Raw genomic sequence first — 13,934 nt, forward strand, 5'->3', positions numbered from 1 at the left:
GTACTCTTTGTAAAATAAAGGATAAAAATCTTTCTTGACCTTGTTTGTCCATTTTGCAACCTCCTAACCTACATAAAATAATACATCTTCGCCTATTATAATCTTAAACGCTGCTTTTTAGAAAGTTATACCAGTTTAAATATAAATTATACAGAGAAAAAGATTAGGTATATTATCTGTTCGTTTTTGAAAAGTTTTGTAAGATGTTTTCTAAAATTTTTACTATCATCTATCTATTAAAATTATTTTTACAAAAAATAACACACACTATCTTGTTTTTAACGTAATTTACAAAACCTTTACATAGAGTCAATGGAATATTTACACTGGAGATTTATCATACTATTAGACAAGATATGACAAAGAAAAGTTGCTATTCTTTTGGAGGTAAATCATGGTCATAATTAAAAAACTAAAAATGGTATTCATGTTCCTGACTATACTTGCTTTATTATCAGCATGTGCAAGTAATGCAGAAACAGAACAATCGACAAATGACAGTAAACCAATATCGATTTCAGGATCTACTTCCGTTGGACCGCTTGCTGAGAAATTAGCGGCAAAATACCATGAACACGATAATACAAAAATTGAAATAAATCAAATTGGGTCTTCTGCAGGTATTACAAATGCAATAAGTGGTGTCTCAGAGATTGGGATGTCTTCCAGGGATTTAAAGGAAGATGAAATGCAAAAATTAAAGGAAGTTGTAATTGCTTATGATGGAATTGTAGTAGTCACTCATCCGAGCAATAAAGTAAAAGATTTAACTTTAGAACAAGTAAAGCAAATTTTCACTGGTGAAGTGACGAACTGGAGTCAGCTTGGTGGAGACGACATGGAGATTGTGGTTGTTTCTCGGGAGGATGGATCTGGTTCACGTGATGCCTTCCAGGAGATTGTAGGCTATAGCTCAGGCGAATTAATTAGAAACTCTATCATCGCAAGTGGGAATGGAAATATTAAAACAACCGTTGCAAATAATAAACATGCAGTTGGCTTTATTTCCTTTGAATATATTGATGATACTATTTCGACAATCGATATTGATGGTGTAGAAGCCACGGCTGAAAATGTATTAGCAAAAAAATATAGTTTATCACGACCGTTTTTGTTTGTTTATAAAGAAGGAGATCTAACTGCGAATGGACAGAAATTCATCGATTATATTTTAAGTGATGAAGGTCAAAAGATTGCAGCAGAAGCAGGGGTTATCCCAATAAAGTAAAACCAAATCTTTAGAAGTAATCTTGGAGGAAAACAAAGTGTCTATTCAAACGACTGAAAAGCAAGCCTCAGAGATGGGCAAGGCAAATAAAAGAAAATATTTGTTTGAGAAGGTGTCAGCAAGAGTATTCTTGGTTTGTGCTCTTCTTTCCGTCATTAGTTTGTTATTAATTATTGGATTTGTATTTTATAAAGGAGCTCATCCATTTATCGCGGAAGGATTTAGTTTTTTTGACTTTCTTTTTGGCGTCGACTGGGTGCCGAGTGAAGGGAAATTTGGAATTTGGCCAATGATTGTTGCATCCCTATATGCAACAGTTGGAGCACTTATTATTGGCGTTCCGATTGGTTTGTTTACGGCAATCTTTCTCGCAGAAATCGCTTCAAAGCGGATAGCGAAAATTGTTTCACCAGCCATTCAGCTTTTAGCAGGTATTCCTTCCGTTTTATACGGGGTTTTTGGTCTAGCAATTATTGTTCCATTTTTACAAAATACATTAGGATTAGTAAAGGGTCAAAGCTTATTAGCTGTTATTTTAGTGTTAGCAATTATGATGCTGCCAACGATTGTGACAGTGGCAGAGACGGCGATTCGCGCTGTACCAAGAACATATCGTGAAGGATCTCTTGCACTTGGAGTATCGGAAATCGGCACTATTTTTAAAGTCGTGGTCCCAGCTGCTAAATCCGGGATTATGACAGCTATTGTATTAGGGTTAGGGCGAGCAATTGGAGAAACAATGGCAGTAATTCTCGTTGCTGGTAATAGTTTGATTGTGCCAACAAGCTTAACAGATAGTATTCGTCCGTTAACAACTAACATTGCTCTTGAAATGGGCTATGCTGCTGGTACGCATCAAGAAATGCTATTTGCAACAGGGATTGTATTATTCTCATTTATTCTAATCTTGAATTTTGTTTTAGCAAAAATTAGTTCGAAGGGTGGCAAATAAGATGAGAAAGATGAAAGATAATTTGTTGCATGGACTTCTTTGGTTTTCTGCCATCTTATCCGTTGCCGTACTCGTAATGATTGTAGGATATATATTTTATAAAGGTGCACATTTAATTAGCTTCGAGTTTATTTTTGGCGATTATTCCCCAACAGGTGGTGGCGGAATTTGGCCAATGATTGTAACAACCATCTATACGATTGTCATTTCTTTAATTATTGCAACACCGATTGGGATATTAGCGGCTGTTTATTTACAAGAATATGCGAAGCAAGGCCGATTGGTAAAAGTAATTCGCTTTGCAACAGAAAGCTTAACAGGTATTCCCTCGATTATTTACGGCTTATTTGGGGCAGTATTCTTTGTAACAACCTTAAAATTAGGAATGTCTATTTTAGCAGCTTCCTTAACATTAGCAATTATTGTTTTACCGGTTATTATCCGAACTACAGAGGAATCTTTAAAAACAGTTCCTCCAACCTATCGAGAAGGATCTTTAGCCCTTGGTACAACGAGATTACAAACATTATATAAGGTTATTTTACCTAGTGCGATGCCAGGTATCTTATCCGGAATAATTCTTTCCATCGGGAGAATTGTTGGGGAGTCTGCAGCTATTTTCTTGACTGCCGGAACAGTTGCAGCAATGCCAGAGGGCTTGCTTTCTTCTGCACGAACATTAACCGTTCATTCGTTTTTAGTAACACAAGAGTCTGGAGATATAGAACTAGCTGCTGCAGTCGGGATTGTTTTAATTGTAATAATTCTAGCTATCAACCTTATTGCAACATATATATCCAAAAAGTTGAATAAAGCAGACTACTAATTCATAAGGAGTATGTTTATGACTACAACAGTAAAGGAAAAAAACCAAAAGAAAACTGGGAAAGCATTTTTACAGGTCGGTCAAGAAGAAGCTACACTTGGTACATCGAAAATTAGTGTGAGTGATTTGAATTTATTTTACGGGGAAAAGCAAGCACTGTTTGGCGTATCTCTTGATATTGAAGAAAAAAAGGTAACGGCTTTAATCGGACCATCTGGATGTGGAAAATCAACCTTCCTAAGAACACTTAATCGTATGAATGATTTAATTGATGGTGTAAAAATTGCAGGAGATATCGTCATTGATGGGGAAAATATATATGCTTCAAATGATGTCATAAAATTACGTACAAGAGTAGGTATGGTATTTCAAAAGCCTAATTTATTCCCAATGAGTATTTTTGATAATGTTGCCTATGGTCCGAGAATGCAAGGAATAAAGAATAAGAAAGAATTAAATAAAATTGTGGAAGAGAGCTTACGAGGGGCTGCGATTTGGGAGGAAGTAAAAGACCGTCTAAAAACCTCTGCACTTGGCTTGTCAGGTGGACAGCAGCAACGTGTTTGTATAGCCCGTGCCATTGCAATGAAACCAGATGTCATTCTAATGGATGAGCCGACGTCGGCTCTAGATCCGATTTCTACCTTGAAAGTAGAAGAGTTGATTACAAAAATGAAAAAAGAATATACGATTGTTATTGTTACACATAATATGCAGCAAGCGGCACGGATTTCCGATAAAACAGCCTTTTTCTTAAATGGTGAAGTGGTTGAATATGATGAAACAAACAAGATTTTTTCTACACCAAGAGATCAGCGCACAGAAGATTATGTAACAGGTCGCTTTGGATAATAGGAGGAAATAATGGTCATTCGAGAGAATTTTGAGAAGAAACTTGAAGAGTTAAAAGGAAAAATTAGCGAAATGGGTGAAATGTCGATTGTTTCTTTGGAAGAGTCGTTTGATGCCTTAAAAGCACAAGATGTAGAAATTGCTTTAAAGGTGATGGAGGAAGATACGGATATTGATAACCTTGAATCTGAAATTAATCATTTTGCGATTTGGTTAATGGCGAAAGAGCAGCCAGTTGCAAGAGATTTACGTGTTGTAATTGGTGTTATCAAAATTTCCTCTGAAATAGAACGAGTTGCAGATTTTGCTGTAAACATCGCCAAAGCAACGATCAAGATAGGAAAACCGACTTCGCTACTAGATATCACTCATTTAGAAAAAATGAAGGAAATATCTGTTGAAATGCTGAAAAAGGCAATTCAATCCTTTATAGAAGAAGATATTGTCCTTGCGAAAGAAATTAGTAAGCTAGAAGATGAAGTAGATGATTATTATTTAGAAACATATAAGAAACTGACAGCATACTTAAGTGAGCATCCAGAAGAAACGAATCAGCTTGTCCAATTATTATTTATCAATCGCTATTTGGAAAGAACTGCTGACCATATTACAAATATGGCGGAAAGTACAGGGTATTTGATTAAAGGAAAAATATATGATTTCAATTCTTAACTAGTATATAGCAAAAGGAGAGAGGAACTAAATAAGTTTTTCTCTCCTTTTGCCTTTTTAGTCTATAATAATCGTTTGTTATGTTTTTATTTTTTGATATTTCTGATAAATTGATAATTGTAGATAAAATATCGATTTGTATGATAAATAGGGAGGTAGAGGAATGCAAGACTATTTTGAAAAAGAAAAGGATAATATGCTCCACTTGCTTGAGCGAATCGTAAATATAGATAGTGGATCCTATCAGAAAGCAGGAGTAGATAAAGTAGGAGACATTTTAATTAATGAATTTGCCCAGCTTGGTTTTATTGCAGATGTACACGAAATACCAGACAAAGGAAATAATATCGTCTTAAAGCATGAAGAGGCAACAAATCCAAGCATTTTACTAATTGGACATATTGATACCGTTTTTCCCGCTGGCACAGTTGCCAAACGTCCGTTTACAGTGGAAGGGGATTTTGCAAAAGGTCCAGGAGTTTTCGATATGAAGGCAAGTCATGTAATGACATTGTATGCTTTAAAATACTTAATTTCGCAAAATAATGATGCATATAAAAATGTCTTGATAATTATTAATACAGATGAAGAAATAGGTTCCATTTCATCGCGAGAATTGATAGTAGCTACTGCAAAGAAAGTACAGTATGTGTTTATTATGGAGCCTGCTGATCTAGCTGGAAATGTGGTTACTGGCCGTAAAGGTGGCGGGAAATTCTTTGTGAAAATATACGGAAAATCAGCACATGCCGGTGTTGCACCAGAGAAAGGGGCAAGTGCTATACAAGAGCTTGCATTAAAAATTGTTGCATTACATGAGTTGACGAAAAAGGAAGGTATTCATGTAAATGTAGGTTTAGTGAGCGGTGGTCAATCTGTTAATACAATTGCACCCTTCGCAGAAGCAGGAATTGACTTGCGTTTTGAAACACAGGAACAGGGAGAATTTGCTCAAGCAAAAATTTTAGAAATTTGCAGCTTCACGGAAACTCCAAATACTCGTATTGAAATTAGCGGAGGGATTACTCGACCAGCATGGAAAACGGATGAAAGGCAGAATGAATTACTTTCATTCATGAGAGATGCTGCTTCTGAATGGAATATAGATTTAGGATCTACCTATAGTGGTGGTGGTTCAGATGGTAACTTCACAGGAAATATGGGAATTCCTACAATAGATGGTTTAGGACCAAGGGGAGGAAATGCACACCAAGACGATGAGTTTATGGTTATATCATCATTAAATGAACGAGGACAATTATTGGTAAAAGTATTGGATAAAATAAATAAGCGGAATTAGGCAGAAAGCCTTCTAAACAGTAAGTAAAGGAATAGAATGGGGAAGATTATCTAGAAAGAAATTTGGTAAGAATAATGAGAGGAAGATACATGGAAAAAAGTTAAAGAGGTGTATTTATGATTTTAGGAATTCATCCGTATTTACGAACGAATGGAAATGGCAAGGAAGCAGTTGCATTTTATGAACAGGCATTAGAAGCTGAAAACCTTGGCGTACAAACATATGCCGATCTGCCTGATAACCCAGAATTTCCCCTTTCGGAGGAAGCAAAAAATCTTGTTTTACATGCACAATTAAGAATCGGAAATACATTTCTCATGATATCTGATACTTTCCCTGGACAACCATTCCAAGTTGGTTCACAAGTGGATGTAGCAGTTCTCTTAAATAATCCAGAAAAAACAAAAGAAGTATATGATAAACTTTTAGATGGTGGAGAAGTAGTAATGCCTCTTCAAGAAACTCCTTGGAGCCCATCTTTTGGACAAGTGAAAGATAAATTTGGGATAACATGGCAGATTTCAACAATTACAGAAGAACATAGTTGATAAAAAGAAGGGAGATTTCGCGAATGTAAATCTTCCTTCTTTTTTAATTTATAAGGAACTTATTGATTACAATACTGTCTAGGAGAAGAACCAGTAATATTTTTGAATGCCTTATAAAAGGTAGAATAGTCCCCAAATCCAACACGATGAGCTACATCCAGTGCCGAGTCACCCGACAGGAGCAAATCCATCGCCCACATAATTCTTTTATATGTTAAATATTCCATAACCGTAAATCCTGTGCTCTTCTTAAAAATATGGCAGAGGTAATATTTATTTACAAAAAACTCCGTCTCTAATAAATGTAATGTAATTTTTTTGTCTAAATTTTTATTGATAAATTCTAAAATGGCGACCACTTTTTGATTATAACTTTGACTAGTCACCAAAGGATTATTATATGTCATAAAGATGTTATTCATATTAATGAGCATCTGTATGAAATAGGTTTTCATTAAGATTATCTTTTCAGGAGAATGACTAAGTGCTGTTTCTTCCATTTGCGCCCACATCTTATCAATTCCTGCTTCTCGTACATCTTTAGCAGAAATCTTATTAAAATAACCCAATTTTCTACGTTCAATAAAATGAAACATATTATATTCTTCTATTTGAAAAGAGGATATGTATTCTGGGGAAAAGTGAATATACTTTCGTTCATAACAATCATTGGAATGGAAAACAATTCTATGTAGCTCTCTCGCGTTTGTGATGATGATATCATGGGGATGTAATTCATAAACTTGACCTTCAATATAATAAGTAAGACCGCCAGAAATAAAGTAGAACAACTCATAGCAGTCATGTATATGTGTATCAATATTATGAGGAGAATCATTGATTGTGTGGTTCAAGGTAAAGTAATCACTACTATAATGTAGGATTTCTTTCATAAGGATTTCACCTCTCCTTTTTTGTTGACTAATTTATACTTCTTCTTCTTACTTTAGCGCTTACAAAACGAAAAAGCAATATTTGCAATAAATTAAGCAATAAGTTCAAAGAAGAAAGGACAGTAGATAGTATAAAATACGGTTAGAACTACTGGTAGTCACTTAACTATAAACAGAGGGCACTAAAAAGTATAATATCTTCAAGCTAAATAAGGATTTATTTATTTGTAAACAAATGAAATAGCTTAATTTAAAAGTCGGTCACCAATAATTATGATTAAATGGCAGTTTTTTAGTGGTTTCATAAAACTGATGTGAGGGTGAATAGAATGAGTAGATTTATATTGTCTGCATTTGCTGACGAAATAAATGATCAATTAAAAACGCAGATGGATGTATTAGAATCACACGATATTAAGTTTATAGAGATGAGAGGAGTAAATGGAAAATTACTTGTCCATCATACGTTAGAAGAGGTACAAGAGATAAAACGTCAAATGGATGAGAGAGGATTTAAGCTCTCCGCAATTGGTTCTCCAATTGGCAAAATCAATATTACCGACGATTTTAGACCACATCTACAGTTGTTTAAGCATACGTTAGAGATAGCTGAGATTATGGAATGTAAATATATTCGGATGTTTAGCTTTTTTATGCCTAAAGGAGAGGATCCAAGTGTTTATAGAGAAGAAGTAATAAACCGATGGAGAAGCTTTATTCAAGTTACAGAGGGGAAAAATGTGGTTCTTCTCCATGAAAATGAATCCGGCATTTATGGAGATACGCCAGAAAGATGTTTCGATCTATTAGAGACATTGAATTGTGAATATGTGAAAGGAATTTTTGACTTTGCAAATTTTGTGCAATGTAATGCCAAGAATTATCCAGAGGCATTTATGCTGCTAAAAGATTATATTGCATATATTCATGTGAAGGATGCCGTTTACAGTGATCATCATGTGGTACCTGCAGGGAAAGGAGACGGAAACGTATCAGAAATTTTACAGGAATTATATAAAACAGGTTATGATGGCTTTTTATCACTAGAACCTCATTTATGGAATTATTCTGATTTTTCTTTGCTTACTCCAGACTCTCCTGGTTATGATTTACCTGTTGGAGGAGAAAAAAGATTTGCGGTTGCTGTACGAGCAATAAAAAATATCATAAATAAGATTCAATAAGAGGAGGATCCTTATGAATAAAGTGCGTATCGGAATAATTGGCATCGGAGCAATGGGATCAAATCATGCTGAAAGTTTGGTTACAGACAAAATTCCTCATGCAGAGCTTACGGCAGTCTGTGATATAAGTGGGGAAAGGCTAGAATGGGCAAAAAAGAAATTTGGAGAACAAGTTAAACGCTTTCATAATGTGGATGATTTCTTTAATTCCAATGCTTTTGATGCAGTGATGATTGTTACCCCACATTATGACCATCCAAGTCTAGCAATTAGAGCTTTACAAGCTGGCTATCATACCTTAATTGAAAAACCTGCTGGAGTATATACAAAAGCGGTAAGAGAAATGAATGAAGTCGCTAAAAAGAGTGGTAAGGTATTTGGTATTATGTATAATCAACGAACGAATCCATTATATCGAAAAGTAAAGGACTTAATGGATTCAGGAGAACTGGGAGAATTAAAGAGAACGGTATGGATTATAACAAATTGGTATAGACCGCAAAGTTATTATGATTCTGGTGGCTGGAGAGCAACCTGGTCTGGTGAAGGAGGCGGTGTCCTGCTAAATCAAGATCCACATCAACTTGATTTATGGCAATGGATTTGTGGAATGCCAAAGCGAGTACGTGCTTTTATGGATTTTGGAAAATATCACGATATTGAAGTGGAAGATGATGTTACCGCTTACGTAGAGTATGATAATGGAGCTACAGGTGTATTTATTACTTCTACTGGCGAAGCGCCAGGAACAAATAGATTAGAAGTGACAGGTGATAAAGGCAAGATTGTTATTGAAGATGGTAAGTTAACTTTTTGGCGATTGCGCGTATCAGAAAGAGTATTTAATAGAGAGTTTAAAGGAGGATTTGGTAGTCCAGAGTGTTGGAAATGCGACATTCCGATTGAAGGAGACAACACCCAGCATGTTGGCATTATCGAAAATTGGACAAATGCCATTAGAAATGGAGCAGAGCTCATCGCACCAGGGATAGAAGGCATCGATGGATTAACGATTTCAAATGCCATGCATTTATCTGCATGGACAGATCGTTGGGTGGACATTCCCTTAGATGAAGACCTATTTTTTGAACAATTGACACAGAGAATAGAGCAGTCTACCTTTCAAAAGAAGCAGAATGACGTAGGAACATTGGATGTTTCAGGAACGCATTAGGATTCATTAATATTTCTGTATGGGTGAGACTCTATATTTGTAAGAATCTATTTACAGATATAGAGTCTTTTTTAGCCTTTTTCCTTAAAATTTTATGGTATTAGTATAATTCATCATGCTGTGTGGGTATTCCACGTCCACAGAAAGAGAAGGATTCCTCATCTTCATAATAAGGTGAGGGATTTTTTGATGAAAAATAGGTAAACCAAATAAAGCAAAAATACATATTCTAAAGGGAGATGAATAGCATTTTTTTAAACAGAGGGAATAGTTTGAGTATAAATTAGTACCAGGTAATAGTAATTGGTGTTAAAATATAAAGAAATGAATAATGAGGTGATGTGAATGTCAGCTTCTAAAGCACGTATTACAGCAATAGGTTCATACGTTCCAGAACGTATTTTAACAAATAATGATTTAGAAAAAATGGTTGATACGAACGATGAATGGATTGTGAAACGAACAGGTATAAAGGAACGGAGAATAGCAAATGAAAAAGAGTATACGAGTGATCTTAGCTATAAAGCAGTACGTAATTTGATAGAACAATACGATAAAACGATTGATGATGTTGATTTAATCATTGTTTGTACGATGACTCCTGACTATACAACGCCAAGTGTTGCATCCAATCTGCAAGCTAAGCTAGGGATAAAGAATGCTGGTGCGATTGATTTAAATGCTGCCTGTGCAGGATTTACTTATGGGTTGTATGTTGCAAATGGGCTAATTACAGCGGGTTTAAATAAAAAAGTCCTTGTCGTAGGTGCAGAAACTTTATCAAAAATTACGGATTTCACAGATCGCACGACTTGTATCCTTTTTGGCGATGGAGCAGGGGCGGTTCTTATAGAATATGTGGAGGATCAACCAAGCTTTATTTCTTCCCATATAGGGTCTGAAGGGGAGGGTGGTCAACATCTATATTGCACAAATCTGGCTACTCAAATGAACGGCATCGATTTACTGGGAAATGGCTGCATTGTTCAAAACGGGAGAGAAGTGTATAAATGGGCTATTAAAACAGTTACGAGCGGTATGAAAATTGTTGCGGAAAAGGGAAGCCTGTCCTTGGATGATATAGATTGGTTTGTCCCACATAGTGCAAATTTAAGAATGATAGAATCGATTTGTGAGAAAAGTAATTTTCCAATAGAACAAACAATCTTTAGCCTTGTTCATTACGGAAATACTTCTGCAGCTACTATTCCATTGTCATTGGCTATAGGTGTGAAAGAGGGGAAATTAAAAGCCGGTGATAATGTTTTATTATATGGTTTTGGTGGAGGCCTAGCACATGCAGGATTATTGATTAAATGGTCACTTTAAAAATAGTTAACCTTAGTAATAGTATATGGAATGATGAGAAAGGGCATTAGGAAAAGTGCTCTTTTTTTGCATGACGAGGAAGTGGCGGTAAGAATATGTGGCGTCTTATTAGAATCAAGAAAAGTAATAGAGAAATTATCTATCCTATCATCAAAAACAGCAAAATCTAAAAAGAGGTAACCGAATATACTATTGGGTGTTAAAATAGATGTAAGAAAATTTTGTGATAATCCTCTATCCCCCTGGCTTATCCGTTCTAAAGGAGTATGTACAAAAGTGAACTGTCCAATTTAATAATCTCCCATTAACTAAATTTACTTTAATAAATAATGGGGGATAAAACATGAATTTTAATAAAAATTTTTCATTATTAATGATCGGGCAATCTTTTGCGAATATAGGGGATGTTCTCTATATTGTAAGTGTTATTAGTATTATCTATGACTTGAAGGGATCAGCAACAGCTGCATCATTTGTCCCTTTTACCATTACAACTTGTATGTTTATTTCCAGTATAATAACACCCCTTCTCGTCGGAAAAGTAAGGTTGAACTGGTTAATGGCGGGTTCTCAATTGGGGAAGACAATATTGCTAATATTATTAGGCTTTTCATTAACAGGGTTAAATGAATCAAATTACTTTGTGGTCTTTATCGTCATAGGATTCATTGCATTTCTTGATGGATGTGCAAATCCAATAAGACAAACTTTGATACCGTATTACGTTGAACCTGAGTATTTAATGAAAGCGAACGGAATTGCAGAAACGGTGACCCAATTGATTCAAGCAACAATGTGGTTTGTTGGAAGTATGTTTCTCCTAATTTTAAGCTCACAACAACTTATTTGGTTTGTTAGCTGTCTGTTTATTATTTCCAGTTTCTTACTATGCTTTTTGGAAACCGTCTATGCAGAAACAATGAAATCAGCGAGAAAAGTAGAACAAATCAAAGAGGGGTGGGAGATACTATTTCATACTCCGGTATTAAGAAAAATTGCCTCCATTGATCTTTTAGAGGGTTTTGCTGGAACAGTATGGATTGCGGCTGTTTTATACGTATTTGTTAGTGATGCTTTAGAAGTGGAACAAAAATGGTGGGGCTTTATTAATGGAGCCTTCTTCTTAGGACTAATTTTAGGAAGCCTCTATTGTATAAAATATGCTTCCTTAGTGGAAAGAAAAATAGGGAGCTTTTTATTAGTAGGCGCATTCTTTAGTTTTCTTCTTACCATATTATTTAGTTTAAATAGTATTCCTGTATTCGCGCTAGTTCTATCGTTTGGTGTTGGCATTTTTACACAAATAAAAAGTATTCCTCAACAAACGGTCATTCAAACGAGCTTACCAAAAGAACAATTATCGAAGGTATATACCTCATTGGGAGCAATTGGTACAGGAATCTTTGGTATTGGGTCTTTGCTGATGGGAATGCTTACTGATTTATTAGGCGTAAGAATGGTGTTTGTTCTATCAAGCTTACTTCTTGCATTTGCCAGTATAATCATCTATAAAAATAAGTCCTTGTTTGCTAGCAATAGTTATTTCGGCAAAGAAAGAAACTAATCTCTGGAAAAAACTTGACCTTTATAAAAAAGAGGTCGAGTTTTTTTGAATAAATATTCGAAAAACGTTGAATTAATAATTCTAATAATTTAGAATATAGTTAACTGAAAATAAAATAGAGGTGTTGTTGAATGGAAGTTTTTAGTACTACTGGTCGGAAAAGAGAGACGTACCAAGTTGAAATGAAGTATTCACTACTATGGGAGTGTGCACTTGGCATAGCAGCTATCACGAATAACCGGCTACTCAATTCGTTAGATAGGCCAACAAGTTATTGGAAAGATGTAAGAACGAGTCTTTCTGTCGATTTACAAGCAGAATTAGATTATGTAGAAAAAAATAATACGTGGAAGGCATTACTTCAATTACTCCATCAAAAGGATTTTTCCAGCCTAGAAGCATTTAGCGAATATATCAATAATCTCACTGAAAGAGAATTGATCTACCAATGTATTCCGTTTATAAGTAAAAACTATCAGCCTATTAGAGAACAAGCAGCAGATAAAAAGCTCGAAGCGATAGAGCAATTAAGAGAAGCTACAAAAGACAACCCTTTTTTTCCAAGCTATATTTCTTTTATTTGTAAGATTGATGCACAACAGCTGAAACAGCATCTGATTATAGTCATGAGTGGTTGGTATAAAGCAGTCATAGAACCTGATTTGGAAAACTTGAAATCTATCTTACAAACGGATGCCTGTGCAAAAGAAAAAATGAAAAAGAAAATGGAACCCGAAGAATTTGTAGAATGGGCGACGGGTGGGATTAAGTATATGCCAGAACCAAGCGTTTATAAAGTATTACTTATTCCACAATACATATATCGACCATGGAATATTGCAGCAGATTTAGAAGAAACGAAAGTATATTATTATCCCGTTTCAAATGAAAGCCTATCTCCGAGTGATAAATATATGCCGAGCAATTTTCTTGTATTGAAACATAAGGCTTTAGGGGATGAAGTACGCATGAGAATAGTGAAATTATTATTTGAACAAAGTCGAACACTTCAGGAAATGACGGAAAAATTAGCGTTGGGAAAATCAACGATTCACCATCATTTAAAGATATTGAGATCTGCACAACTAGTAGGAATAGAAGAAGGGAAGTATGTATTAAAGACGCGAGCTATCATGTCATTAGCAAAAGAATTAGAGCAATACTTTCAACAATGAGGGATTTAGAAGAAACCACAAAAAAATGATTGAAACGCAGTATAATAAGATCCAATTCTACAAGGATATCAGCCAAAAATAAGGATGTATCAGCTAAAATAGGAATATATCAGCCAAACCGACAAGGATATCAGCCAAAAAAAGAATATATCAGCCAAACCGACAAGGATATCAGCCAAAAAAAGAATATATCAGCCAAACCGACAAGGATATCAGCCAAAAAAAGAATATATCAGC

13 protein-coding genes are annotated in these 13,934 nt (G+C 35.1%); 12 read left to right on the plus strand and 1 reads right to left on the minus strand.

What is annotated here, in order from left to right:
* Window positions 1–394 precede the first annotated feature (394 nt).
* From ADJ83_RS24070 to ADJ83_RS24100, 7 genes are all read left to right on the plus strand, one after another.
* Window positions 395–1,228 (plus strand): phosphate ABC transporter substrate-binding protein, encoded by an 834-nt coding sequence (locus tag ADJ83_RS24070; RefSeq protein WP_035416093.1) that lies wholly within the window; start codon window positions 395–397, stop codon window positions 1,226–1,228.
* A gap of 37 nt (window positions 1,229–1,265) precedes the next feature.
* Window positions 1,266–2,180 (plus strand): phosphate ABC transporter permease subunit PstC, encoded by a 915-nt coding sequence (pstC, locus tag ADJ83_RS24075; protein ID WP_035416095.1) that lies wholly within the window; start codon window positions 1,266–1,268, stop codon window positions 2,178–2,180.
* Between the two features lies 1 nt (window position 2,181).
* On the plus strand, window positions 2,182–3,006 hold the full coding sequence (gene pstA / locus ADJ83_RS24080) for a phosphate ABC transporter permease PstA (protein WP_031536034.1): 825 nt from the start codon (window positions 2,182–2,184) through the stop codon (window positions 3,004–3,006).
* 18 nt (window positions 3,007–3,024) lie between these two features.
* Window positions 3,025–3,858, plus strand: coding sequence for a phosphate ABC transporter ATP-binding protein PstB (pstB, locus tag ADJ83_RS24085; protein ID WP_081836559.1), 834 nt, complete (start codon window positions 3,025–3,027; stop codon window positions 3,856–3,858).
* 12 nt (window positions 3,859–3,870) lie between these two features.
* Window positions 3,871–4,530, plus strand: a complete 660-nt coding sequence (gene phoU, locus ADJ83_RS24090) for a phosphate signaling complex protein PhoU (RefSeq protein ID WP_031536038.1) — start codon at window positions 3,871–3,873, stop codon at window positions 4,528–4,530.
* Window positions 4,531–4,693: 163 nt separating this feature from the next.
* Window positions 4,694–5,830, plus strand: coding sequence for a M20 family metallopeptidase (locus ADJ83_RS24095; RefSeq protein ID WP_031536040.1), 1,137 nt, complete (start codon window positions 4,694–4,696; stop codon window positions 5,828–5,830).
* Window positions 5,831–5,946: 116 nt separating this feature from the next.
* Window positions 5,947–6,378 carry a VOC family protein gene (locus tag ADJ83_RS24100; protein WP_048719315.1) on the plus strand — a complete coding sequence of 144 codons (432 nt, stop codon included), beginning with the start codon at window positions 5,947–5,949 and terminating at the stop codon, window positions 6,376–6,378.
* A gap of 59 nt (window positions 6,379–6,437) precedes the next feature.
* Here the strand turns inward: ADJ83_RS24100 and ADJ83_RS24105 are convergent, their stop codons facing one another.
* The gene (locus ADJ83_RS24105) at window positions 6,438–7,271 is read right to left on the minus strand and encodes an AraC family transcriptional regulator (protein WP_031536042.1); all 834 of its coding nucleotides are present in this window, start codon (window positions 7,269–7,271) and stop codon (window positions 6,438–6,440) included.
* A 329-nt stretch (window positions 7,272–7,600) separates the two neighbouring features.
* Between ADJ83_RS24105 and ADJ83_RS24110 the strand changes: the two genes are divergently transcribed.
* The 5 genes from ADJ83_RS24110 (at window position 7,601) to ADJ83_RS24130 (ending at window position 13,697) form a co-directional block, all read left to right on the plus strand.
* Window positions 7,601–8,455 carry a sugar phosphate isomerase/epimerase family protein gene (locus ADJ83_RS24110; RefSeq protein WP_031536044.1) on the plus strand — a complete coding sequence of 285 codons (855 nt, stop codon included), beginning with the start codon at window positions 7,601–7,603 and terminating at the stop codon, window positions 8,453–8,455.
* A gap of 13 nt (window positions 8,456–8,468) precedes the next feature.
* Complete coding sequence (locus tag ADJ83_RS24115; protein WP_048719320.1) at window positions 8,469–9,629, plus strand: Gfo/Idh/MocA family protein; 1,161 nt, start codon at window positions 8,469–8,471, stop codon at window positions 9,627–9,629.
* 345 nt (window positions 9,630–9,974) lie between these two features.
* Window positions 9,975–10,958, plus strand: coding sequence for a ketoacyl-ACP synthase III (locus ADJ83_RS24120; RefSeq protein WP_031536048.1), 984 nt, complete (start codon window positions 9,975–9,977; stop codon window positions 10,956–10,958).
* A 343-nt stretch (window positions 10,959–11,301) separates the two neighbouring features.
* Window positions 11,302–12,522 carry an MFS transporter gene (locus ADJ83_RS24125; RefSeq protein WP_048719323.1) on the plus strand — a complete coding sequence of 407 codons (1,221 nt, stop codon included), beginning with the start codon at window positions 11,302–11,304 and terminating at the stop codon, window positions 12,520–12,522.
* A 131-nt stretch (window positions 12,523–12,653) separates the two neighbouring features.
* Window positions 12,654–13,697: an ArsR/SmtB family transcription factor gene (locus tag ADJ83_RS24130; protein WP_031536052.1), complete on the plus strand. Its 1,044-nt coding sequence runs from the start codon at window positions 12,654–12,656 to the stop codon at window positions 13,695–13,697.
* Window positions 13,698–13,934 lie beyond the last annotated feature (237 nt).

Origin of the sequence: Bacillus sp. 522_BSPC (assembly GCF_001076885.1) — a bacterium.
GTDB lineage: Bacteria > Bacillota > Bacilli > Bacillales > Cytobacillaceae > Niallia > Niallia hominis.